Here is a 23,995-nt window from a genome sequence, read left to right on the forward strand (position 1 = left end):
TAAGGATATTAACGATTTGATTATCAGTAAAGCGTGTCTTTTTCATAGGATTCTCCTGCTGGTATATTTTAGCAGTTAATCTCTATTTCTAAGTGTTCTTATTTATTGGGGGGATTACCGAAGCTTATTCTGCCATGAACTTTTCCCATTTATATTGGCAGTAACTACATTTACCTTCATTGTATTGATCCTCTAAGCTTAGGCCATCTCCGCATACTTCACATTCAGTGTATTCCATTTCATAGCCACATGCCACGCAACAGTCCTCTTCGTGAATAAAGGTGCCTTTTCCGCATTCGTGGCAGTCGTCATAAGGAGATTCGCCGCCATCCTTTATATTTAGATGTGCTTCTCCAGCTAAAGAGTCTGTAATATATTCTTCAAGTACGTCATAAAAGCTGAAGTCCTCCCCGCATGATTTACAATGCAGGTCAATCAGTGGATAAACATCTTCAGCATGTGGAGCTTGTATTAATGAAGAGTGACAATTATCACAACGAAGGTTTTTAAGAGCTATTTCAACTGAATGATATTTCCAATCGACTGCATCAAGACTTGCTTTACAAGAATTTTCTTCTGCTGAGTAAACATCATTTACCTCAAGTAAAGTTGTCCAGCAATCATCGCCCAGAATTTCTTGAGGATCTTCTTGCAAATGCTCTGATAGGAAGTCTCTAATCAGCAAAAAGGACTTGGCTATAATTTCTCTGATAGCATCAGGAGATTTGGATGTATAATAATGCTCTAAATCGTTTCTTAGTCTACTGATTTCATCAAACCTATCCCAATCTACTGTTGTAATGTTTAAACTTTTGAATCTTTCTTTTATGGACTGGACATCAACTGTCTTAGTACCTTTGCCTTCAAAAGATATTTCACCTTTCGCATTTTGCACAGGCCTAATATTCTGCTTTATCAGCAATTCTTTATTATCAGATGGAGATAATCGACAAAGCTTTTCTTTGTAAAGTAATAAAATCCCAGCTGCAATGTTTCTTACAGCAGACACACTACGTCTACCATCATCACTTCCAAAATCTTCAACTCCAATTTGAATTGAATCGATTGCATTCTGAATAATGCTCATCATTTCTCCTAACTAATCCGCGATGAAGTTAGTATAGCTTTATAAATCTATCTTTAGATACTCTGATTCGCATTTACTCAACCCTTCTCAGTCAACAGCCTAATTCCTAAGCCAATAAATACCACACCGCTTATCTTGTTTAAAATGGCTTCGATAGAGGGGTTTTTTCTCAGGTTTTCACTGAATTTTGACGCCAATAATGCTAAGCATAAGCACCATATAAAGCCAGTGACAGCAAAGGTCAGTCCTAAAATGACGAACGACACCATACTATAAGCATAACTGGCATCGATAAATTGAGGGAAGAACGCCAAAAAGAATAATGCAACTTTTGGATTAAAGGTATTGGTGAGCACACCTTGCTTATATATTTGCCAGTGATCTAAAGGCTGAACGGGCTTTGGCTTCTGGTCATCCTGCAAACTCGCGGCTATCAAAGGCGGTTGTTTACTTATGAGTATTTTGACGCCTAGATAGCACAAATAGCTGGCACCAATATATTTTACGAGCAAAAATGCCGTAGGGGAGTTAGCCAGCAACACGGACAATCCTAGCGAAGCCAGTAGCGTATGCACCAGAATGCCTGAAGTAATACCCAACACAGAATAAAACCCTGCCGTTTGCCCCTGCGAAATACTACGGGTAATGATGTACATGCTATCCGTGCCTGGGGTCAGGTTTAACAAGATAGCTGCCATGATAAACCCTAGATAGTTCTCAATACCGAACATGGTTAAAACTTCCTTGTGTTAAGCCTAAAAATTTGTACGTTATAAAGTATTTATACATTCTATAAAATCCTTATAGGATTGATGGTAGCGAGGATCTTACGGGTTGGCAATAGAATAAATCATTCAATAAATACTGATATTAAAAACTATTCAGCATGGTTATGGCTTCAGTCTTTATCGAAATCAATAAAACGTAAATATCTTATAAAATCGCAGATACCGCAATGTGAACTCTGATAAGATATCAGAGATTAATAAGACATTTGTTTACAATAAGGATTTGAGATGAAACGTTTGGCTTATACCATTGCTGTATCTGTTTTGGCCACGACTGTTGGGATAAATGCCGCGCATGCCGAGAGAGTTTGCAAAGTAACAGATCCGACGGGTACTCCATTAAATATTCGTGATGAACCTAATGGCAAGGTTATTAATCAGCTGCGTAATGATCGCGAGGTGTATGTCACAGATACCACTTACGATAATAAAAACCGTCCGTGGGTATATTTAGAAGGCTATTACAAGGGCGAATACAGGCATTGGGGCTGGGCGATTAGAGAGTTTGTCTCTTGTTATGATCGTTGATATATTAATTTCAGCTTATCCAAACCATAATGAACTGGATATAACAAAATCAACAGACATAAAAAAGCCCAGTCACCGTATGATGACTGGGCTTTTTTATTGTTCGCTTACTAGTCTAATCTGATGCTAAGCAAAAGTGCTAATAAGTGACGCCGAATAGTGGCGTCCCCAGGGGGATTCGAACCCCCGTTACCGCCGTGAAAGGGCGGTGTCCTAGGCCTCTAGACGATGGGGACGCATAGAGTGTTATAACCAATGGTTACAACGGTATTTCACAATATCAGATAGCTTAATAAATAAGCATTGCCTAGGTGCTGATATCGTCCTACTAGCGAGTATTTATGGTTACGTTTCAGTAGTACTGAGCGTTGCAATAAATAGTATGGTGGAGCTAAACGGAGTCGAACCGTTGACCCCTTGCATGCCATGCAAGTGCTCTACCAACTGAGCTATAGCCCCTCGCTAAGAGTGTGCGTATTTTATGTAAGAGCGGCAGTCTTGTCAACTACTATTTTAAAAATAATGCATAAATATTCGAAAAAAAGCGTTTAAAGCTATTTTATCTACTTAATAAGCCCAAATTAGCGTGGATTTTGCTTGATGGCAATCTCTTTAATGGCTTTATCGGTAAAGAATTCTTCTTCTGTACACCTAGAACTGCCATCTGAAAAAATAATGGCACAACATTCTGTGGGAATATATTGCCCTCCTTTTTGTTGTACTGTGCTGATTCCTTTAAAGCCAACGATGTCAGATTCTTTCAATCGATCGACATTATGATTGGTATAACCACAGTAAGTGGTGTATATCCACTTTAAATCTTCAAAGTCCTGACCCTTTGTCAGGGTAAGTTTTGCATCATAAAGCTCTTTTACGATGGCATCATAGTATTTCTGTGCTTCTTTGAGAGTGTTAAAGACATAATCTTTGCTTTCTATCGTGACGGTTTTGGCGGTCATGTTTGTTTCCAATTAAAAGATTTGATAAAGGATGTTTAATAGTTGAAGGGTAGTAGTACCTATTAATGACAAAAAAAGGGTCAGAATTGACCTGACCCTTTTTTCTTCAAAAACTTTCAACCAATTTATTACTCAGCTGCCAAACTATTCTACTGCCAAAAAATCTGGTAATTCTGCCGCTTGTTTCTCAAGTTTTTTCAGTTTCTTTTTACCCAAACCGCCAAGTACGTCAACTGCATGGCGCAAGCGAGTCAAGGTCATATCAGCGCCGATAATCGCCATAGAATTCATGACGGGCGTCGATGAGGTGCTACCAGCGATAGCGATAAAGAACGGTGCCATAAAATCACGCATCTTGATATCGAGGTGAGCCGCAAGACCTTTTAAGGTGGCGTAGATATTTTCTTCCGTCCACGTCGGTAAGGTCTCTAACTGCCAAAGCGCCAGTTGTAGCATCTCAGTAATTTGCTCAGGGGTGAGCGATTTATGGGTAAAGCTTTCGGCTGTGATAGCAGGTAAGTTTTGGAAATAGAAGCCACCCCAATTAACCGCATCAGACAACAGCTCAATACGAGGCTGAATCGCCGCTGCGATAGCCGTCAGCTTGTCACTGTTATTTGCCCAGTCAAGGATTTTATTTTTTAGCTCTTCAGGCGTTAATGCACGTAACCATTCTGCGTTGAGCCAGTTCAGTTTTTCGATATCGAAGATAGGGCCGCCAAGGGACACACGCTGAATATCAAAACTACCAATCATTTCTTCTAGAGTAAACTGTTCAGCTTCGTCAGGCATCGAGTAGCCCATACGACCGAGGTAGTTGAGCAACGCTTCAGGGAGCACACCAGCATCACGATAGTAAGTGATAGAGGTTGGGTTTTTACGCTTAGACAGTTTTGATTTATCTGGGTTACGCAGCAGTGGCATATGGCAAAGTACAGGCATCTCCCAACCAAAATACTCATAGAGCAGCTGATGCTTGGGCGCAGAGTTAAGCCACTCTTCACCGCGTAGCACATGGCTGATGTCCATCAAATGGTCATCGACAACGTTGGCTAAATGATAAGTCGGCATGCCGTCGGTTTTTAGCAGCACTTGCATGTCGACTTGTGTCCAAGGAATCTCAACCGTACCGCGTAACATGTCATGTACTTGACAGACGCCTTCGGTAGGCACACGCATACGAATGACATGCGGTTTGCCCTCACTGACCAATTGCGCAGTTTTCTCAGGTGCTAAATGGGCACAGCGACCGTCATAACGTGGCGTTTCACCATTGGCCATTTGCGCAGCTCGCATGGCATCGAGCTCTTCGCTGGTACAAAAGCAGCGGAATGCATGATCGTTTTCTATGAGCTGTTCGGCGTGCTTTTTATAAATATCACTACGCTCGCTCTGACGATAAGGCGCATGCGGGCCTCCAATATCTGGACCTTCCGCCCAGTCGAGACCGACCCAGCGCAGCGCATCCAAAATCATTTTTTCAGATTGTTCGGTTGAGCGCGTTTGATCCGTATCTTCGATACGTAAAATAAATTCGCCGCCGTGGGCTTTAGCAAAAGCTAAATTGAATAGGGCAATATAAGCGGTGCCGACATGCGGAAAGCCAGTAGGCGATGGCGCAATGCGGGTGCGGACAGGGCGCGTGCTGTTAGTTGAAGTCGATGATTGCATCATAAAATTCTCAGAATAGGCTAGTTAATGAATATGGCAGTGAAAAATGAAAAAAAATAGCAGTGAAAAATGCTAATGATAAATATGAATGACAAGTTTGAATAAAAAATACGGATGAAACAATAGCCGTCAATGTAGAAAAATAGCGTAAAATATAGCGCTAGTATAACAGAGAGATGGAATATTTTTAACGAAATGCCCGTCTAGCGCTTGACTACCCGTGTATCCTTGCGATAATAATGTTAGACAAGTCATAACTTGTTTATTTTCATCTGATTTTTCACTCTTACTGACCAAAATGGTCGTCATCTACTGAGTCGTTTGTGTCCATATTGAATAATAAGCCAAAAATTACGCCGAATACTAAGCAAGGTTCTAAAATAGATTCTTCTTTAGCCACTGTTAATGCTGCATCAGCGGCTGAGCTGTCTGTTGTGGAAAACGACTTTGTGGTAGAGAGTGACTCTACTAATCAGCCGACTCAAGAGCCTGTCACTGATAAAGCCAACTCTGATGAATTGAGCTTTGTTCATGATGCGGTGCTATTGCAAGAGACCGTCGCGGCAGTGCTGGGTGTCAAAGCGCTCCCAAAGCAAACAGACGATGCAGAACAAAGCAGTGACAACCAAAATAGCTTGCAGATGAGTGGCATCTACGTTGATGCAACCTTTGGGCGTGGTGGTCATAGCCGACTACTATTAAGTCAGTTGGCCGATGACGCAACCTTGATTGTTTTTGATAAAGATCCAACGGCGATTAGCGTCGCGCGTGAATTGGCAAAGACCGATAGTCGCGTGAAAGTGGTGCACGATAGTTTTGCGACGTTGACGGATAGTCTAGCGGCAATGGGTATCATGCAAGTTGATGGCTTAATGGCAGATTTGGGTATTTCATCGCCGCAAATTGATGATGGCAGTCGTGGTTTTAGTTTTATGCGCGACGGGGCGGTCGATATGCGTATGGATACCAGCCGTGGGCAGTCGGTCGCTGAGTGGCTTGAAAAAGTCGATGATGAAACCTTGGCCAATGTGCTTTATGATTTTGGCGAAGAGCGCCATAGTCGCCGCATCGCCCGTGCTATTAAGCAGATGGACAGTTATGACTCTACTTTGGCATTGGCTGAAGTGATTAAAGTGGCGCATCCTAATTGGCAGCGCGGTAAGCATCCAGCGACTCAGAGTTTTCAGGCGATGCGCATTTTTATTAACAATGAGCTTGGCGATGTTGACGACTTTTTAGAACAAAGTATTCCGATTTTGAAGGCAGGCGGGCAGCTGGCAGTGATTAGTTTTCACTCGTTAGAGGATCGCCGTATCAAGCAGTTTTTGCAGCGTCATAGTAAAGGGCAATATCCAGAGGATGAGAATTTGCCGATGCCGCCCAATCGTCCACGCTACTTTAGCAAGCCTAAACGCGTGGGTCCAAGCAAAGCTGAAACCAGTCAAAACCCACGCGCGCGTAGTGCGTGGTTGCGTATGGCGACTCGTACTGATACCGACTATCTACCCAGTGTCGAGCAATAACACAGGTAGCGTGATGTTATAGAGAGGGTGTTTGGCTGAGTTGCTGGTGATTGGTTGCCGTCAATTAAGTAGGATAGAAAGTCTGAATACTTACGCGGCTGTTAAAAATCTGTAAACATTATCTGCTAGGCTCGGCTGTTCCTTTTTCGTTTGGTTTTACTTTATTGATGGTTCTGTACAAAGCGTCTTACCGCTCTAAAACAGTTGCCAATTTTCATACTTGAAGTCCACTTTTTGAGAGCGTCATGGCAATATCTGACAAACCCGCAAACCGTCGCGCTGCAATGCCGCATAACACCGATATCGGCGAGCTATTTGTGCGCCGATTTAATGTGGTTAGTATCTATGTAGTGGTGCTATTGCTGTTAGCAGTGGCGATTGTGTGGAGCGGTATCAAAACAGCCGAAGGCGTTCAGCAATATCATCAGGATTATAAAACCTTGCAAGACATGAAAAAACAAGAGCGTAATCTGCAAGTCGAACATCAGCGTTTGCTCATTGAACAGCAGACTTTTAGTGCGACGCCGCAAATCGCTAGCCGTGCGGTGGCTGAACTGGGCATGTTTTCACCGACGCTAAAAGATAAGCTCATTATCCAACCGGGTGTTGCCACAGCACAGGTGCCAGTCGTCGATACTGACTCAGATGAGAATAAGTCTGACGTTATCGAACCACGAGCTGCTACGGATATATCGCCTGACGCTCTTATCACCGATGCCACGGTAGCGGAGGCAGGACAATGAGTGATAAAAAACCTAATGCCAATAGCGGTAAAACGACCTCAAAAAATGCGAATAAAAAGCCAACTAGCGGTAAGGTGACTAAGCCCTTACGTCCTGCCAGTGCAGCCAAATCGGGACAAACAGGCAGTACGGCTGCAAAAAAATCCTCTGGCAACCGTAAGGCTAAATTGTTTGATCGATTGAAAAAGAGTGAAGAGCAAGGTGCTTATACCAGTGTCAAAAACCTGAAAAATAAAAGAGGATTTTTGGGTAAAGCATCTGGCGCTTCCTCTCGCGGCGGTTTTGAGCAAGACAAAAACCGTTTCCGTACTATTTGGGTCATTGCATTGGTTGTCTTGGGTTTGCTGATAGCCCGTGCTTATTATTTACAAGTTGCCAATGCCCAGTTTTATCAAGACAAAGGTGATGAGCTCATCACTAGCGTACGCACGCAAAAATCCTATCGCGGTATGATTACCGATCGCAATAATTTGCCACTTGCAGTCAGTGCACCACTGGCGACGGTCTCCTTTAGTCCGCATGATTACGCGCGCGAATATTACGAGCTTAAGCGTATTATTATCACCAATCCTGAGAGTCCACAGCTGGTTGCGCGTATGCAAAAGCGTTTGGATAATATGGATCTGACCACGCTTGCAGCTGCTGCGAATATTTCGGTCACTGAGCTGAAAAAAGTTACTGCTATCGATGACAGTATTGATGTAACCGATGAAGCAGCAGTTAAAGCCGCACTGCCATCGGGTGCAGGCTCGCACTATTTGCCGCTACTGAATAAAGTAACGCCTGAGATTGCCCAAAGTGTCAGCACCCTTGATTTTCCTGGCGTCTATGAAAAAAACTTCTTCCAACGTTATTACCCGCAGCCACAACCAAACTCGCAGCTATTGGGTTTTATGGGTCAAAATGTCAGCGATCCTGAAGGTGGTTACGAAGGTCGTGCTGGTATCGAACGCCAATATGAGACTGAGCTGGCAGGTGATGATGGCAAAGTGTTGGTGCTAAAAGACGCCAAACAAAACAGTTTAAAAGAAATTAAACAGATTGAACCAGAAATACCAGGTAAAGATGTGGCGTTGACCATTGATTCGCGCTTGCAGTATTTGCTTTATAAAGAACTAGAGAAAGCAGGGCGTTTGCAAAAAGCGCGCTGGTCAACAGGCATGATTGTTGATGTGCAAACGGGTGAAGTGCTTGCCTTGTCAACATGGCCATCTTTTAATTCTAATAACCTGAATGAGATGACTGGTGAAAACCAACGTAACCGTGCGCTGCTCGATGTCTTTGAACCCGGTTCAGTCATGAAGCCATTCACCGTTGCAGCGGCTTTAGACTCAGGAAAATATACCGCCACTACCTTAATCGATACCAATCCTGGCTCTATTCGTGTCCGTGGTTATACCATTCGTGACCATAATAATTTAGGGCGGATCACGATGGCAACGCTATTACAGAAATCTAGTAACGTCGCCTCGACTAAGATTGCTTTGTCTTTACCAGCTGATGGCATTACCAATATGCAAAAGCAATTTGGTTTTGGTTCAAAGACACCGCTACAGTTCCCAGGGGAAGGCAGTGGGCTGGTTGTCACACCAAAAGAAAAAGAAACATCAAGACGTGCAACGGTTAGTTATGGTTATGGTCTACAGGTAACATTGGCTCAGGTCGCGCAGGCTTATTCGGCGCTGGCGGCAGGCGGTGTGATGCACCCATTGACCCTTATTAAAGATGACAAGCCGCAGCCAAGCAAGCGTATCATGGCACACGAGCAAGCGATGTCTATCGTACAAATGATGGAAAGTGTCACCGAACCGGGTGGTACGGCTAAAGGTGCTGCTATTGACGGTTATCGCGTCGCTGGTAAAACAGGGACGTCGCGCCGTATCAATCCAAAAGGTGGCTACTATACTGACCAATACCGTAACGTTTTTGCTGGTATTGCGCCCGCATCTAACCCTAGGCTGGTCGGCGTGATGCTCATCGAAGACCCGCGTGGTCAGATTTATGCTGGTTTAACAGTCGCGCCAGTCTTTCATAATGTCATGAAAGAGGCGCTGCGTTTATACAATGTACCCTTAGATAAGCCGTTAAAAACGGAAGATTTATAGGCTTAAACGTAAGTTTTTTTAATGTTCAGTTTTTAACTATTTGATGTGTTTTAACCGTATAGGATTTGCCAATGACCCTGTCACCCTCGTCGCCAAGCATCAGCCCAGTCACCTTGCAACAGCTGACTGAATCTAGTAGTAGCAATAGCAGGCATGGTGTAGGTATAGAGCAGGCATTGCAAAAACTATCGACTCAGACGACATCGATTGGGGCGGATTCAAAACCAATCAATTCGTTTCTTGATATTCCATTCCTGCAGTTTCGTTTAGACAGTCGTCAGCTAGAGCCGAACGATGTGTTTGTGTTATTAAAAAGCCACATACCAAACTGTCAAAAAAGTCGCGACTACCTCTATCAAGCCGCTGAAAATGCGGCTTTTATCCTATCAGAAATAGATCCCACGGCTTTGCTTAGCACGACTAGCATATCAAATCACGCCGATATCACTTTACTAAATGATAGTGCTTCTAAGGCGCAGCGGCAATTAGCAGCACTGCCTTGCCCTGTTTTATACGTGCCCAATATTCGTGATTTTTTAGGAACGCTCATTCAAGCGCGTTTGCAGTATCAGCAGCCCGTGACCTTGCCAACTGTGGTTGCGGTGACGGGCACTAATGGCAAAACGACTATCAGTCAATTGGTGGCGCAGTTGACGCAGCTGACTGGCATGAGCAGCGCAGTCATGGGCACGGCAGGGAATGGCAGGCTTGGTGTTCTGGTGCAAGCCAGCCATACCACGGGTGATGCCTTAGCGGTTCAGCAATTTTTATATCAAATGGGTACAGAGAATGCTGAGTTATTGGCATTGGAAGCCAGCTCACATGGTTTGGATCAGCAGCGTTTACAAGGTATGCCAGTGTCGGTGGCGATTTATAGCAATCTTAGCCGTGACCACTTAGATTATCATGCCGATATGACAGAGTATGCAGCAGCAAAAGCTAGACTGTTTGATAAAGCGCATTTTCCAGATTTGACTCATGCCATTATCAATATCGATGATGAACATGCCCAGATTATGCTCGACACCGCACATGCCAGTGATTTAACGGTCTGGACGTACAGTTTAGAACCATCAAAATCTGCGACCTTTGTTGCGGCTGAAATCAAACCAAGCTTACAAGGTGTCGAGATTACGCTACGTACAGATTTAGGCGATGGCGAAGTTAATCATTTAGGTATCGTCAGCCCATTACTCGGGCGCTTTAATGTTGCCAATTTGCTTGCCGCAATGGCAGCTGCCGTCGCTTTAGGCATTAGCCTTGAGCGTATTGCCGCAGTGGTGCCGCAGCTACAAGGTGCAGTTGGACGTATGCAGCGTGTGCCGTCTAATGATGGCTGCTTTATCGTTGATTATGCGCATACGCCAGATGCCTTAAGCCAAGTGCTTGCCAGCCTAAAGACCCATTGTAAGGGTCAGCTTTGGGCAGTGTTTGGCTGCGGTGGCGACCGTGATGCGGGCAAACGTCCTTTGATGGCGCAAGCAGGATTGGCAGGCGCGGATAAAGTCGTGTTAACGGCAGACAACCCACGCACCGAAGATCCCAATGCAATATTGCAAGATATGCAAGCAGGCATGACGAGTGAGCAATATCAGCGTACCTATATTGAGCCTGCTCGCCAAACCGCCATTGAATATGCGGTCAATCAAGCAGCGGCTGATGATATCGTCGTGATCGCTGGCAAGGGTCATGAGACTTATCAAGAAATTAACCATGTTCGTTATGATTTTGACGACAGTGTTATTTTGCAAAACGCCTTAAAACAAGCAAGGCGTGTATAGCACTTATAGATAAATAATAGCGCTTACAGTCAGTTTTTCATGCTATCTAAAAAGTATTAGGGCGTGTCCTTATTTTAAAAATGGTAATAAAAATGAGATAAATTGCCGTCAAACAAGGAAAGTAGCGCAAATAATATCGAGATATTAATAAGCTATTTGACGATGTTTGGCAAAATTTAGCCATTTTTATTCCATTTAGATAATAATCGATTGAATTGAGGACATGCCCTAGTCGTTAACTATAAAAAATAAATAAGTAGTCATCATATATAAGGTAATCATTATGACAGCCGACAACGATAACAGCATTCAGTCGCAAGGGCTGTATGTTTGGCAAGCAGACAACCTGCTCGCAGCAACCGCAACACTGGGTGGACATTGGCAACTGAGTGAAGATCAACCCGATTCAGAAAACACTTCAGTAAATGATGTCATGAGCACTCGTATCGCCACCGATACCCGTACGATAAAACCTGGTGATATATTTTTAGCGTTAACGGGTGATAATTTTGATGGTCACGATTATCTCGATACTGCCATCGCGCAAGGTGCGGTTGCGGCTATCGTCGCCCGCCCTATTGCTACGGCGGATGCAAATAGCATTCCGCAGTTAGTGGTGAGCGATACCCGTTTGGCGTTAGGACAATTGGCTGCGTATCGTCGTCAACAGCATCAAAATTTAACCGTCATTGCTATTACTGGCTCTAGCGGTAAGACCACCTGTAAAGAGATGCTCGGTAGTATCTTTGGCAGACTAGCACCGACATTGATTACCCGTGGTAACCTAAATAATGACTTGGGTGTGCCGATGATGTTGCTCGAATTATCCGACCATCATCGCTATGCTATTCTAGAGCTTGGCGCAAACCATATTGGCGAAATTGCTTATACTACCGAGATTGTAAAGCCAGATGTCGCGTGTATCTTAAATATTGGTACGGCGCATTTGGGTGAGTTTGGCAGCCGTGAAGGGATTTGCCAAACCAAGGCTGAGATTTACCATACCTTGAATGACAGCCAATTTGCGATCGTTCCTGATAAAGATGATTTTACCAATCAATTACGCCGTATCGCTGAAAAATATACGTCACACGTGATTGGCTTTGGTAATACTGATGTCAGTGCTAGCCATTTAGATGTCGAGCCTGAACGCAGTGAATTTAAGCTGCATATCGGCAATCAAATCCATGATATCAACTTGCCACTAGCGGGCGAGCACAATGTCAATAATGCTTTAGCCGCTGCTGCTTGTGCCCATGCACTAAATATCGATGTTAGTGATATCGTCGTCGGTCTTGAAAATGCACGTCCTGCTAAAGGGCGCTTGAACAGTCAATTACTGGGTATGCATCGCTTGATTGATGATACCTATAATGCCAATCCGCATTCGGTGCGAGCGGCAGCAAAAGTACTAGCGGCGCAAACGGGCACGCAAGTCATGGTGCTGGGCGATATCGCAGAACTGGGAGAGGCGGCGGTTAGCGAGCATCAAAGCTTGGGTCGTACGATCGCGACAACGGGCATCAATGTGCTGCTGTGTGTTGGTGAATACGCGCCTTTTACCGTGGCGGGTGCACAAGAGGTTTCTGACATCAATGCCCATGCGTTTACCGATAAAGACAGTTTATTGGCGTATTTGAAGCCGTATTTGCAAGCGCAGCAGGCGCAGCCTTGTACGGTGCTGTTTAAAGGTTCTCGTTCCATGCAAATGGAAACCCTTATCAATGCGCTAATCGAGGAGTAGGCGGTGTTAGTTTGGTTGTTTGGCTGGCTTGGCCAGTATTACACGCCGTTTTCTGCGGTTTCTTCGTTGACGCTGAGAGCGTTACTCGCGGTCATTACCGCCCTCGCATTTAGCATGTTTTTTGGTGGGCGTGTCATTCGACGTCTGCGTGCACTGAAATATGGTCAGGCGATTCGCAATGATGGTCCGCAATCGCATTTGGCGAAAACTGGTACGCCGACCATGGGTGGGGTTCTGATTTTAAGTGCGATTGGCGTGTCCACCTTACTATGGGCGCGTTTGAATAATCCGTACGTTTGGATTTTGCTCATTGTCATGATTATCTTTGGCGCGGTCGGCTGGGCAGATGATTGGCTAAAAATTAAGTATAAAGATCCCAAAGGCTTAATTGCTCGCAAGAAATATTTTTGGCTCTCTATGGGTGCTTTGTTCGTCGGTGTGTCTTTGTATTATATCGCCACCTTGCAGCCAGATATCGCGACCACGCGTGAGATGCAGGATTTGCTGCTACCGATTTTTAAAGATTGGATGATTCCTTTTTCGGCAGTGCCGTTTGGTATTGGCTTTATTATCTTTACCTACTTTGTGATTAATGGTGCTTCTAACGCCGTCAACTTAACCGATGGTTTGGATGGTTTAGCTATTTTGCCCGTGGTCTTGGTCGCGGCAGGTTTGGGCGCGATGGCTTATGTATCAGGTGATGTACGCTTTGCTGATTACTTGCATGTGCCTTATATTGCCTATAACTCCGAGGTTCTCATTGTCTGTGGTTCGATGATTGGTGCAGGGCTTGGTTTCTTATGGTTCAACGCCCATCCAGCCCAAGTATTTATGGGCGATGTGGGGGCGCTTGCTCTCGGGGCGATGCTTGGTACGATTGCCGTTATGACCCGTCAAGAAATCGCTTTTGCTATTATGGGTGGTCTATTTGTCGCCGAAGCACTGTCGGTCATGCTACAGGTTGGCTCGTATAAGCTGCGTAAAAAGCGCGTCTTTCGGATGGCACCATTGCATCATCACTTTGAAGAAATTGGCTGGAAAGAGACGCAAGTGGTGGCAAGGTTTTGGATTATTGCCATTATTCTCGTCATCCTTGGGCTCATGACCTTAAAACTGCGTTAATACAGCCATATCGCTCGAACATTAATATGAATATCATGTACGCAAAAGCCATCTCACTTTAGTTGAGGTGGCTTTTTTTTGGTTGCTAATGTTTGGTTGCTAATGGTTTGTTTTCTGCATTTTCTTTCCTGCATTGTTTATCGCGCCTTTTATCACGCAGTAAGCCTGAATTTTGTTAAAATGGCAGCCATATTGCGATGACGTTGAGATACTTGTGAGCTTATTTATTTGTCCCCTTTGCCAATCACCATTACAGCCTGCCGCAGATACGTGGCGCTGCGATGGCAGCTTGCACCCAAAACACACGGCTCATCCATTTGATGTGGCACGTCAGGGTTATGTTAATTTATTACCCGTGCAACAAAAAAAATCCAAAGCACCGGGCGATAGCCAGCAATCAATCGAGGCACGCAAACGGTTTTTAAACGCCGGACATTATCAGCCATTGCAGACGCTTATTTGCCAAAAAATGAGGGAATTGTTGGCGAAAAATGAGTCGGTCGTTGATTCAGTGGCTAAGTCAGAAATTGAGCCAATAACTAAAAAAGATAGCAAGGCAATCAATTGGTTGGATATTGGCTGCGGTGAAGGGTATTACACGCAGGCAATGGCACAGACAGGCATGGATACTCTTATCGCCGCAGATATCAGTAAACCTGCTGTGGTAGAGCTTGCAAAAGCCAGTAAGGTAGCAGGGCGTCTTTGGTATCAGCAAGTTAAAGACAGTGTTACTAATGCGACAGCCAAGTCGGCAGTCATCTATCCGCTTGTTACTAGCGCTGCCCATTTGCCGTTACGCGCGCATAGCATAGAGGGTATTAGCAGTATTTTTAGCCCTATCTTGCCAGACGCGTTCAATGAGGTATTGACTGCAGACGGTTATTTAATCATTGCCAAGCCAGATATCGGGCATCTAGCGACGATGCGCGAAGCGTTATTTGATAACGTCCGCGAGCATGATTCGGATAAGTTTTTGCATGAATTGGCTCCATACTTTACGCTGATGGGTACGGAGCATGTCAGTACCGAGATGACGTTGTCAGCCGCTGATTTGGCTGATTTGATGACTATGACGCCTTATGCTTATCGTGCGCTTAATGAAAAAAGACAGGCGCTACTAGCAGCGGTCGAAACAGAATCCTTTACGACGCAAGCTAAGTTTGTCGTTTATATTTTGCAGAAGACAGCAGCTGAATAGAATGGCTTAAGGTCATTAGCTCGTTTAGATATGATCAATTGAATTGAGGACACCCCCTAATAATGGGTTATAAGACAGGTCCCATCGTGGCGACAATGTTATTCCAGATTTTATAAGATAACGGCCAGTTTTCAACTTGCTCACGAGTGACCTCTTCAGAATCAGCGATATACTGGTATTGTCGCTCAACGATATCCGCTGTGAGCGTTTTATCGCTAAACACAATGTTGTTTTCATAGTTCAAATCAAAGCTACGCAAGTCTAAATTGGTTGAGCCAATCAGACTGATTTCGCCATCGATGGTCAAGGTTTTTGCGTGTAATAGACCGGGTTTATATTCGTAAATATTGACCCCCGCTTCAAGCAGCTGCCAGTAATAACTGTGGCTGGTAGCAGCCACGACTATTGAGTCGTTATTCTTTGGGAAAATCATGGTTACTTGTACACCACGATAAGCGGTCGCACACAAAATGCTAACGAGCGAATAATCAGGCACAAAATAAGGCGTTGAGATAATCAGGGTTCGCTTTGCCTGACCAATTAAGACACCTAAAAATTGCGGCGTGGTGCTGCGTCGTTGGGTAGGACCATCAGAAAAAACCTGTGCAGCAAAGCCTTTTGGCGGCAATGTGACTGGTAAAGGTGGCGGTGATGTTATTGGTAAAGGCTCATCAGTTTCTGGCTGTGGGGATTTTTGTTGCTTTAGTTGTGGGTCAATAAAATAAGGAAAGCTGTCAAGCGGCGTATCAGGATTTTCAGTCAGCCAATCACTGGCAAACAACATCTGATTCTGTGCCACCACTGGTCCTTCGACCCGCAGCATAATGTCTACCCACGGCGCAAATTTTGGCTTTACACGAAACTCAGGATCGGCGCAGTTGCGACTGCCACAGTAGCCGATTTTGCCGTCAATAACCGTAATCTTGCGGTGATTTCGCAAGTCAATCCGGCTAAACATGAGTACCTTTAAAAGATTACTAATTGGTAGGGCAACACTGACTTGTACGCCAGCTTCTATCATTTCCTGCCATATCTTTGAGCCGACCATTTTTCGTGAGCCCATACCGTCAACCATTGCTCGGCATATGACGCCGCGCCTTGCCGCTCGTATGAGCGCTTGAGCAGTATCGATTCCCATACCATCGATTAGCCAAATATAATACAGCACATGAATATGATCGGTCGCTGCATCAAAGTCAGCAATCATACGTTTGCGCGTCTCAGCAGCGTCTGCCATTAGCTCTGCGTGATTGCCCACCGTTGTATGATAGCCAGTTGCATTGGCAGAGTAGGCAAAGGCCGCTTGGTATTCAGGTTTGATAGCCTCCGACAAAGCGATGTCATCACCAAGTACTTCGGGACTATGTGCGCTTAATTTATCGATGATCTCTTTACGTTTGCGCGTAAAATCGCGTCCTAGATGCACCTCACCAAACATCCAATAAATTACAACCCCCAGATAAGGCAAAATGAACAATATGACGAGCCAAGCAAGCCGAGCGGGCGAGGTCAGATCATGGCGCGCAAGCACTCGCAAAGAGATCAGTATCAGTAGCATAAAATGAACAGTTAAAAAGATATCCAATAGCATAATGCGCTCCATCATTATTATTTTTATTTGCAGTATTTATCAGTGGTTCTTACTGATTATAACGCACTGTAAAATTACCACCGTTTTGATTGGTAAAAACAGTAATGCAGCAACGTTGGAGCTATGATACTTAGTAGTAAGCTTGTTCAAGCTGGTGAAATATACACCACCATCAATACTCTCCTAACAACCAGCCACTGACAAAGGCAAAATACTCGCGGAACCAAGCGTTATAACGAATGGATAAAGGCGTGGGACTGGCGACGGTGATCGGTTGTGTATAGCCCTGATGTCGCGCAATGCTGGCTGCGCGAATGCTATGAAAATCACTGGTAACGATGGCGATAGGATCAGTGATAGAGAGCCCTTTTTCTTCTAACAACGCTCGGCTGTTAGCGAGGTTTTCTTCCGTACTGGTACTTTTGCCTTCTTGTAAAATGCGTTCGAATGGCACGCCATGTGCCTCATGCAAATACGTGGCCATGATATCGGCTTCGCTACGTGTACGCTGAAAACCAATGCCACCACTGGTTATCACCAAAGCATCTGGTTGTGTCTCGATAAGGGGCACAGCGGTGTCCAAACGCCTGGCGAACGTCGGTGTCGGCTTACCTGCAACCGTGCCTGAGCCTAATATAATAATCGCTGCCACTGTCGGTGCAGGCTGCTGGCTAAGCGTAATCTGCTGTTGTAATGACCAAATAAATAGAGCGAAGCTCAACAACCAAAGTATAAATACAGCCCATAACCCATACCAAAGGCGGTTAAAGCCATAATGTTGGCTGCAAAACCTGCGTATTGCATGCCAAAACATCCCATGTATGACAAAAACCATGCCGAGTAAAAAAGGTACAACCGAGCCGAAGTTGACTTTACCGACGACCATCAATGCAACGCAATCGATGATAAGTATGATGCCGATAACAGATAAGAGGCCACGAATAACGGAAATTAAACCTTTAGACATAGTGAAAGACGCTTTTATTCAAGTGAATGGAGTTTCTGATAGTGGCTTATAAAAGTAGGCGGTAGTGAGGTATGTCTTAACCCATTTTCAACCTTTTTTTAACCTGTCTTTATAAAATATAGTGATTCTGGACATACTGAATGCACAGTTCATGAAACGCTTGTGCTGGCGGTGAAATCGTTTTATTTGCCAATTTAAAAATACCAATTTGTCTGTCTAAGGCAGGTTCAAGTAAGTCGAGCCATACCAATTCTGGCTCATTCGACGGAAAAGCGAGCTTGGGTAGGGTGGTGATGCCAAGATCATTGCGTAATAATGAAAATAAGGAAGTAATATTCTCGACCGTGTAACGCGCATTACGGTTGAGCACCTCGGCGGGTGTGTTTTCGAGCAGTCGACAGGTGCCATTATAAATAAAAGGCTGGGTCATCAGTTGTTGCCATTTAAGCCCTATTTTTTGTTGGTTTCTTGACGGTTTTACTGGTTGATTTAACGAGTTACTTTTTAAGCAGACCACGCCAATCGGGTCAGATATGAGCAAGGTGAAATCTATATTTGATTGATCGATACTGGTGCAGTTGCCCAATGCCAAATCGATTTCACCTGCCAGTAAACGATTGGCCACACCGACAGAGTTATCATCTATTAGTACAATCTCGACATCAGGATATCTCTTGGAGTACTCAACCAACACACTAGGCAAGAGTTTTGTCACCAGTGATGGCACGCTTGCAATCCTTATTTTGCCTTTATCGCCAGCGGCTGCTCCTTTTAAATCATCCTTTAGCGCTTGATAAATCGTCATAAACTGCTCGATTTTGGGTAAACAAGTCTCTCCAAAAGGCGTGAGTGTTGCTTTATTTCCTCCTTCAAATAAGCGCTGACCTAGTATTTTTTCCAATTCCTTTATCGAGGCAGACAACGCCGCTTGCGAGCGATTGGCGCGATCCGCCGCCGCCCGAAAGCCACCTTCCTCTACCACGCATAAAAAGTGATGTAATTGCTGTAATTTCATACGCTTACTCCTCACCACTATTAATATATAAGATATCGTCTATGATAGATTAAATCTATCATATTCTAAATTTAATTAGTTAGATTTATCATTAGTACTTGGGTAGGATACCTCTATAGCAATCGCTGCCCAATCATTGATCAAAGGATATGACGACATGACGACTCATTCAACCAAACAAGCCATCAGAACCTCACTTTATGCGTCTAAAGCCCCTTTAGAGTGGGCGATCACTAGCAACGGTACGTTGTACACCGCGCAGATTCCTATCGATGAAAATGGTGATGTGGTTGCAGGTGGTATCGAAGCGCAAACCCGCCAAACGCTAGACAATCTCAAGCACACACTAGAATGTGCCAATGTTGGTATGGATTCTGTGCTACAGGTCATGATCTATGTGACCGATCGTGACTATCTAAAAACCGTCAATCAAGTTTATGCTGAATACTTTGAAGCACCCTATCCAAATCGGGCAGCGCTCGTGATAGCAGGACTGGCTCGTGAAGAAATGCTGGTTGAGCTGGTTGTATATGCCGCTGTGCCTTAAAACTAATTTTAATACTCCATCTTTTAATACTTTATCAAGGAAGCTCTTATGTCAGCTCACACCGCCAAACAGATATTGCAGCAAGACCCAACCAAATCACTTTATATCAATGGTGAATGGCAGGCGGGCGTAAATACCGTTGCCAATATTAACCCATCTGATATCACTGACACTATCGGTGAGTTCGCACAGGCCAGTGGCGATCAAGTCAAAGACGCTATTGCTGCTGCTCGTCACGCTCAACCAAAATGGGAAGCGACTCCTTTAGAAAAAAAGCAGTCTATCCTACAAGCAATTGGCGATGAAATGATTGCTCGCTGTGATGAGCTAGGTACGCTGTTGTCTCTTGAAGAAGGTAAGCCTTTTGCGGAAGGTCGCGGAGAGATTTACCGCGCAGGTCAGTTCTTTCATTACTATGCCGCTGAAGTATTGCGCCAAATCGGTGATAACGCAGCCTCAGTACGTCCTGGTGTCAAGGTTGAAGTCACCCGCGAAGCAGTCGGTGTGGTCGCGATTATCTCACCTTGGAACTTTCCAACGGCCACCGCTGTATGGAAGATCGCGCCAGCTCTGGCCTTTGGTAACACGGTCATTTGGAAGCCTGCGAACTTAACACCTGCCAGCGCAGTGGCATTGGCTGAAATCATGCACCGTCAAGGCATGCCAGAAGGGACGTTTAACCTGCTACTGGGTGGCGGCTCGTCAGTCGGCGATGCACTCATCAATTCTACAGATATCGATGCCGTTAGCTTTACCGGTTCTGTACCAACAGGTCGCAAGGTCGCTGCTGCGACGGCACCGAACTTTATCCGTTGCCAGCTTGAGATGGGCAGCAAAAACGCCTTGGTCATCGCAGATGATGCCGATTTGCAAGTTGCTATCGATGCGGCAGTGGCTGGTGCGTTTGGCGGTTCGGGACAAAAATGTACCGCTTCTTCACGACTCATCGTAATGGACAGTATTCATGATGCCTTCGTCGAAGGTGTGGTCGCAAAAATGAAGACTTTAAAGGTCGGTCATGCGCTTGATGAAGGTATCTTTATGGGGCCTGTCGTCGATGACAAGCAGCTGGCATCAAACATGGGCTGGATCGAAAAAGCCAAGCAATCTGGTGCCAATTTAGCCTTTGGTGGTGAGCGTTTAGAGATGCCGCATGACGGCTACTATATGTCGCCGACGTTATTTACCGAGACGGACAACAGCTGGGATATCAACCAAGAAGAAGTATTTGCGCCGCTCGCTTGCGTCATGCGTGTCAAGGATTTGGACGAAGCGATTGCGATGACCAATGACACGCGTTTTGGTCTGACGGGCGGCATCATTACCCAGAGCTTGCGTAGCAGTGCGATGTTCAAAGAGCAAGTGCAAGCAGGTTGCGTGATGGTCAATCTAGCGACTGCGGGAACTGACTACCACGTGCCGTTTGGTGGTCGTAAACAGTCAAGCTTTGGCCCGCGTGAGCAAGGTCAATATGCCAAAGAGTTCTATACCATCGTCAAGACCGCTTATCAAAAAGCTTACTAGGCATGTCTTAACAAGCATACTCGCCGCTATCGAAGTGACACGGTGTGAAAAATCACTTAATAGCCAATGATAGCGGCCACTGATAAAAGTATTAAAGGGAATTGATATGTACCAAGACCATATCGTCATTGACGGATTACAGTATAGCCATTGGGATCGTGACTACTTTAAGATGCTACAAGCCAGTGATATCAATGCGGTACACGCCACCTTGGTCTATCACGAAGATGCCCGTCAGACCATGACTCGCTTTAGCGAGTGGCACACACGCTTTGAGCAAAACTCAGATCTTATCTTGCCAGTGTACTCAGTTGCTGATATCAAAACGGCAAAAGAGCAGGGCAAAGTCGGTATCTTCTTTGGCGCGCAAAACTGCTCACCAATCGATGATGAAATTGGCCTAATCAGCGTGATGCGCCGCTTGGGTCTATTGATTATGCAGCTGACTTACAATAACCAGAGCTTACTGGCGACAGGTTGTTATGAGCAGAATGACAGCGGTATCACACGTTTTGGTCAGCAAGCCATTGCTGAGATGAATCGTGTCGGTATGATTATCGATATGTCACACAGCGCTGAGCGTTCAACGCTTGAGGCGATAGAAATCTCATCGCGTCCGATATGTATCAGTCATGCCAATCCAACCACGGCTCATGACGCGCTACGCAATAAATCGGATACGGTTATTAGTGCATTAACTCAAGCAGGCGGGTTGCTAGGTTTCAGTTTATATCCGTTTCATTTGCCGAATGGTAGTGATTGTACGCTTGATGACTTCTGTACCATGATTGCCAATTGCGCTGATAAATATGGCGTCGAGCATTTATCCATTGGTAGTGACTTGTGTCTCAATCAACCACAAGCCGTGCTTGAATGGATGCGTAATGGTCGTTGGTCAAAAGCGATGGATTACGGTGAAGGCAATGCCAATAATTCAGGTTGGCCAGATACTTTGCTATGGTTCGCTGGTAAAGACGGTATGGAAAATATCTATAACGGTCTGCTCAAACACGGCTTTAATGAAAGCGATGCTGGAAAAGTCATCGGTCAAAACTGGTTTGATTTTCTTGAGAGTGGTTTAAAGCCTTTAGCTTAAAGGCTCATTCCTAAAGGATAATTCTAGCAAGTCATCGCTAAAAATCGTTATAAGACGACAGACGTTTTATAACGCATACCCATTTGAAATAGATAGCTTTAAAGTAAATAGCTTTGAAATCAATAATATAGTGAGGTTGTCTGGTTATATCCTCATTGCGATACCTCTGATTTAAAACGCAACATTAGCCTTAGCATATGGAGCCACATCATGGCCGATTTAAAGGGACTTAACCAAGGTGAGCAAGGACGCTCAAACGCTGCCAATAGCACAGCGGATAAGGTCAGCGCTGTACCAGCTGCTGCCGATATTGATGCGTTGGGGCTAAAAAACCCTGCCTTTTGGTATAGTGGCGGGTTTATTACGATTTTTGTGCTCATGGCGATTTTTGCAGAAGCACAGTTAGCAACGATTGTGGATGTTGGTTTTAAATGGTCGGCCAATATCTTTGGCCCTTTTTGGCAAATTCTGCTTCTCGCTACTTTCGTCATCGCTTTAGCGGTTGGAGCAGGTCGCACGGGTCGTGTGATTTTGGGCAACTTACCAAAGCCTGAAATGGACAATTTCAAATGGATGGCCATCCTGTTTTGTACATTATTGGCTGGAGGCGGGGTTTTTTGGGCGGCGGCAGAACCTATTGCTCATTTTGTGTCAGCGCCTCCTTTATACGGTGAGTCACCAGACTTGCAACAACGAGCATTTAACGCCTTATCACAATCTTTTATGCATTGGGGATTTTTGGCGTGGTCGATTGTCGGTAGTTTGACCGCGATTGTGGTCATGCATTTGCATTATGACAAAGGTTTGCCGCTGAAACCTCGTACACTTCTTTATCCTATGTTTGGTGAGCGCGTACTTACTGGTCAAACGGGCGCGATTATCGATGCTTGCTGTATCGTCGCCGTGGCTGCGGGTACGATTGGCCCTATTGGTTTTTTGGGTCTACAGACCAGCTATGCCCTCAACACCTTGTTTGGTATTCCTGATACTTTTGCCACCCAGCTTATCATTATCATATTCGCGATTGTGCTTTATACCTTATCAGCGATCAGTGGTCTTGCTCGAGGTATGCAATTGCTCAGCCGCTTCAATGTCATATTGGCCGTTGCGTTGATGGTCTTTATTTTGATATTTGGACCGACCAATTTTATCGTCAATGGTTATATTCAAGGTGTCGGCACGATGGTCGATAACTTTATTCCGATGGCCACTTTTCGCGGTGATGAAGGCTGGCTTGGCGGTTGGACCGTGTTCTTTTGGGGTTGGTTCTTGGGTTATGGCCCTATGATGGCCATCTTTATCGCTCGTATTTCACGTGGTCGTACCATTCGTCAATTGATTACCACGGTTTGTATCATTGCGCCGCTCGTTACCTGCTTTTGGTTCACCGTCGTTGGTGGTTCGGGTCTGGCGTTTGAGATTGCCAATCCGGGCAGTGTTAGTAGCGCGTTTGAAGGCTTTAACTTACCTGGTGCACTATTAGCCGTTACCCAGCAATTACCCTTTCCTTTAATGACCTCGATATTATTTCTAATTTTAACCACCGTTTTTATCGTCACGACAGGCGATTCGATGACCTATACCATCAGCGTCGTCATCAGCGGCGAGCGTGAGCCAAACGCCATGATTCGTACCTTTTGGGGCATCATGATGGGTGTGACAGCGATTGTTTTAATCTCGCTTGGTTCAGGGGGCGTGACAGCGTTGCAGTCCTTTATCGTGATTACCGCTGTGCCAGTCTCCTTTATTCTATTGCCGTCGTTATGGAATGGACCACAAATTGCCCAGCAAATGGCGCGAGAGCAAGATTTGTATCGACCTAATCAGGTAGAGGTAAGACATAAAATCAGCGAAGAAAAGCTTGCTAAGGAAAAGCTTACTCAAAAAACTGATTGACTACCAAACGGTCAAGGTCAAAACAACGATCCTAAAAACGGCTGAATACTTATTTACCGATAGATATCATCATTGGCATTATTAACGAAGCTGCTGGCTCAATATATTAG

The 23,995-nt window shown here is 44.9% G+C and carries 19 protein-coding genes and 2 tRNA genes; 12 read left to right on the forward strand and 9 right to left on the reverse strand.

Annotated features, from left to right (window positions below; translation table 11 throughout):
- Positions 1-124: 124 nt before the first annotated feature.
- Both ACP69U_RS10180 and ACP69U_RS10185 read right to left on the reverse strand, forming a co-directional pair.
- Positions 125-1,087 (reverse strand): hypothetical protein, encoded by a 963-nt coding sequence (locus ACP69U_RS10180; protein ID WP_201612381.1) that lies wholly within the window; start codon positions 1,085-1,087, stop codon positions 125-127.
- A 77-nt stretch (positions 1,088-1,164) separates the two neighbouring features.
- Positions 1,165-1,818 carry a LysE family translocator gene (locus ACP69U_RS10185; protein WP_426138479.1) on the reverse strand — a complete coding sequence of 218 codons (654 nt, stop codon included), beginning with the start codon at positions 1,816-1,818 and terminating at the stop codon, positions 1,165-1,167.
- A gap of 285 nt (positions 1,819-2,103) precedes the next feature.
- Between ACP69U_RS10185 and ACP69U_RS10190 the strand changes: the two genes are divergently transcribed.
- A complete protein-coding gene (locus ACP69U_RS10190; protein ID WP_201605842.1) occupies positions 2,104-2,403 on the forward strand; it encodes a hypothetical protein in 300 nt (99 codons plus the stop codon).
- Positions 2,404-2,563: 160 nt separating this feature from the next.
- Here ACP69U_RS10190 and ACP69U_RS10195 read toward each other — a convergent pair.
- The 4 genes from ACP69U_RS10195 to gltX form a co-directional block, all read right to left on the reverse strand.
- Positions 2,564-2,639, reverse strand: a tRNA-Glu gene (locus tag ACP69U_RS10195).
- 147 nt (positions 2,640-2,786) lie between these two features.
- A tRNA-Ala gene (locus ACP69U_RS10200) sits at positions 2,787-2,862 on the reverse strand.
- 122 nt (positions 2,863-2,984) lie between these two features.
- On the reverse strand, positions 2,985-3,362 hold the full coding sequence (locus tag ACP69U_RS10205) for a hypothetical protein (protein ID WP_426138480.1): 378 nt from the start codon (positions 3,360-3,362) through the stop codon (positions 2,985-2,987).
- 144 nt (positions 3,363-3,506) lie between these two features.
- Positions 3,507-5,036, reverse strand: a complete 1,530-nt coding sequence (gene gltX / locus ACP69U_RS10210) for a glutamate--tRNA ligase (RefSeq protein WP_426138481.1) — start codon at positions 5,034-5,036, stop codon at positions 3,507-3,509.
- Between the two features lie 515 nt (positions 5,037-5,551).
- Between gltX and rsmH the strand changes: the two genes are divergently transcribed.
- From rsmH to ACP69U_RS10245, 7 genes are all read left to right on the forward strand, one after another.
- Positions 5,552-6,556: a 16S rRNA (cytosine(1402)-N(4))-methyltransferase RsmH gene (rsmH, locus tag ACP69U_RS10215; protein WP_201605894.1), complete on the forward strand. Its 1,005-nt coding sequence runs from the start codon at positions 5,552-5,554 to the stop codon at positions 6,554-6,556.
- A gap of 245 nt (positions 6,557-6,801) precedes the next feature.
- A complete protein-coding gene (ftsL, locus tag ACP69U_RS10220) occupies positions 6,802-7,299 on the forward strand; it encodes a cell division protein FtsL (protein WP_201502867.1) in 498 nt (165 codons plus the stop codon).
- Positions 7,296-9,404 (forward strand): peptidoglycan D,D-transpeptidase FtsI family protein, encoded by a 2,109-nt coding sequence (locus ACP69U_RS10225; RefSeq protein WP_426138482.1) that lies wholly within the window; start codon positions 7,296-7,298, stop codon positions 9,402-9,404. The genes ftsL and ACP69U_RS10225 overlap by 4 nt, the downstream gene beginning before the upstream one ends.
- A gap of 71 nt (positions 9,405-9,475) precedes the next feature.
- On the forward strand, positions 9,476-11,185 hold the full coding sequence (locus ACP69U_RS10230; RefSeq protein ID WP_426138483.1) for a UDP-N-acetylmuramoyl-L-alanyl-D-glutamate--2,6-diaminopimelate ligase: 1,710 nt from the start codon (positions 9,476-9,478) through the stop codon (positions 11,183-11,185).
- A 283-nt stretch (positions 11,186-11,468) separates the two neighbouring features.
- Positions 11,469-12,929, forward strand: a complete 1,461-nt coding sequence (locus tag ACP69U_RS10235; RefSeq protein WP_426138484.1) for a UDP-N-acetylmuramoyl-tripeptide--D-alanyl-D-alanine ligase — start codon at positions 11,469-11,471, stop codon at positions 12,927-12,929.
- A gap of 3 nt (positions 12,930-12,932) precedes the next feature.
- On the forward strand, positions 12,933-14,051 hold the full coding sequence (mraY, locus tag ACP69U_RS10240) for a phospho-N-acetylmuramoyl-pentapeptide-transferase (protein WP_055125376.1): 1,119 nt from the start codon (positions 12,933-12,935) through the stop codon (positions 14,049-14,051).
- Positions 14,052-14,265: 214 nt separating this feature from the next.
- Positions 14,266-15,249: a putative RNA methyltransferase gene (locus ACP69U_RS10245; RefSeq protein ID WP_426138485.1), complete on the forward strand. Its 984-nt coding sequence runs from the start codon at positions 14,266-14,268 to the stop codon at positions 15,247-15,249.
- A gap of 67 nt (positions 15,250-15,316) precedes the next feature.
- Here the strand turns inward: ACP69U_RS10245 and ACP69U_RS10250 are convergent, their stop codons facing one another.
- The 3 genes from ACP69U_RS10250 to ACP69U_RS10260 form a co-directional block, all read right to left on the reverse strand.
- Entirely contained in the window at positions 15,317-16,840 is a 1,524-nt protein-coding gene (locus ACP69U_RS10250) for a phospholipase D-like domain-containing protein (RefSeq protein ID WP_426138486.1), read from the reverse strand.
- A 172-nt stretch (positions 16,841-17,012) separates the two neighbouring features.
- Positions 17,013-17,807 (reverse strand): YdcF family protein, encoded by a 795-nt coding sequence (locus ACP69U_RS10255; protein ID WP_426138487.1) that lies wholly within the window; start codon positions 17,805-17,807, stop codon positions 17,013-17,015.
- Positions 17,808-17,916: 109 nt separating this feature from the next.
- The gene (locus ACP69U_RS10260) at positions 17,917-18,822 is read right to left on the reverse strand and encodes a LysR family transcriptional regulator (RefSeq protein WP_201605851.1); all 906 of its coding nucleotides are present in this window, start codon (positions 18,820-18,822) and stop codon (positions 17,917-17,919) included.
- Between the two features lie 157 nt (positions 18,823-18,979).
- Between ACP69U_RS10260 and ACP69U_RS10265 the strand changes: the two genes are divergently transcribed.
- The 4 genes from ACP69U_RS10265 (at position 18,980) to ACP69U_RS10280 (ending at position 23,885) form a co-directional block, all read left to right on the forward strand.
- Positions 18,980-19,369 (forward strand): RidA family protein, encoded by a 390-nt coding sequence (locus tag ACP69U_RS10265; RefSeq protein WP_045452370.1) that lies wholly within the window; start codon positions 18,980-18,982, stop codon positions 19,367-19,369.
- Positions 19,370-19,417: 48 nt separating this feature from the next.
- Entirely contained in the window at positions 19,418-20,893 is a 1,476-nt protein-coding gene (locus tag ACP69U_RS10270) for an aldehyde dehydrogenase family protein (RefSeq protein WP_426138488.1), read from the forward strand.
- Positions 20,894-20,999: 106 nt separating this feature from the next.
- Positions 21,000-21,989, forward strand: a complete 990-nt coding sequence (locus tag ACP69U_RS10275) for a membrane dipeptidase (protein ID WP_372815438.1) — start codon at positions 21,000-21,002, stop codon at positions 21,987-21,989.
- A gap of 210 nt (positions 21,990-22,199) precedes the next feature.
- A complete protein-coding gene (locus ACP69U_RS10280; RefSeq protein ID WP_426138489.1) occupies positions 22,200-23,885 on the forward strand; it encodes a BCCT family transporter in 1,686 nt (561 codons plus the stop codon).
- Positions 23,886-23,995 lie beyond the last annotated feature (110 nt).

The organism is Psychrobacter sp. TWR1-1-1, assembly GCF_049895865.1.
Classification (GTDB): domain Bacteria; phylum Pseudomonadota; class Gammaproteobacteria; order Pseudomonadales; family Moraxellaceae; genus Psychrobacter; species Psychrobacter immobilis_A.

What these genes read in the sequence shown, in the direction of transcription:
- ACP69U_RS10180 (WP_201612381.1), bottom strand. Translation starts at nt 1,087, where the DNA reads ATGAGCATTATTCAGAATGCAATCGATTCAATTCAAATTGGAGTTGAA.
- ACP69U_RS10185 (WP_426138479.1), bottom strand. Translation starts at nt 1,818, where the DNA reads ATGTTCGGTATTGAGAACTATCTAGGGTTTATCATGGCAGCTATCTTG.
- ACP69U_RS10190 (WP_201605842.1), top strand. Translation starts at nt 2,104, where the DNA reads ATGAAACGTTTGGCTTATACCATTGCTGTATCTGTTTTGGCCACGACT.
- ACP69U_RS10205 (WP_426138480.1), bottom strand. Translation starts at nt 3,362, where the DNA reads ATGACCGCCAAAACCGTCACGATAGAAAGCAAAGATTATGTCTTTAAC.
- gltX (WP_426138481.1), bottom strand. Translation starts at nt 5,036, where the DNA reads ATGATGCAATCATCGACTTCAACTAACAGCACGCGCCCTGTCCGCACC.
- ftsL (WP_201502867.1), top strand. Translation starts at nt 6,802, where the DNA reads ATGGCAATATCTGACAAACCCGCAAACCGTCGCGCTGCAATGCCGCAT.
- ACP69U_RS10225 (WP_426138482.1), top strand. Translation starts at nt 7,296, where the DNA reads ATGAGTGATAAAAAACCTAATGCCAATAGCGGTAAAACGACCTCAAAA.
- ACP69U_RS10230 (WP_426138483.1), top strand. Translation starts at nt 9,476, where the DNA reads ATGACCCTGTCACCCTCGTCGCCAAGCATCAGCCCAGTCACCTTGCAA.
- ACP69U_RS10235 (WP_426138484.1), top strand. Translation starts at nt 11,469, where the DNA reads ATGACAGCCGACAACGATAACAGCATTCAGTCGCAAGGGCTGTATGTT.
- ACP69U_RS10250 (WP_426138486.1), bottom strand. Translation starts at nt 16,840, where the DNA reads ATGCTATTGGATATCTTTTTAACTGTTCATTTTATGCTACTGATACTG.
- ACP69U_RS10255 (WP_426138487.1), bottom strand. Translation starts at nt 17,807, where the DNA reads ATGTCTAAAGGTTTAATTTCCGTTATTCGTGGCCTCTTATCTGTTATC.
- ACP69U_RS10260 (WP_201605851.1), bottom strand. Translation starts at nt 18,822, where the DNA reads ATGAAATTACAGCAATTACATCACTTTTTATGCGTGGTAGAGGAAGGT.
- ACP69U_RS10265 (WP_045452370.1), top strand. Translation starts at nt 18,980, where the DNA reads ATGACGACTCATTCAACCAAACAAGCCATCAGAACCTCACTTTATGCG.
- ACP69U_RS10270 (WP_426138488.1), top strand. Translation starts at nt 19,418, where the DNA reads ATGTCAGCTCACACCGCCAAACAGATATTGCAGCAAGACCCAACCAAA.
- ACP69U_RS10275 (WP_372815438.1), top strand. Translation starts at nt 21,000, where the DNA reads ATGTACCAAGACCATATCGTCATTGACGGATTACAGTATAGCCATTGG.
- ACP69U_RS10280 (WP_426138489.1), top strand. Translation starts at nt 22,200, where the DNA reads ATGGCCGATTTAAAGGGACTTAACCAAGGTGAGCAAGGACGCTCAAAC.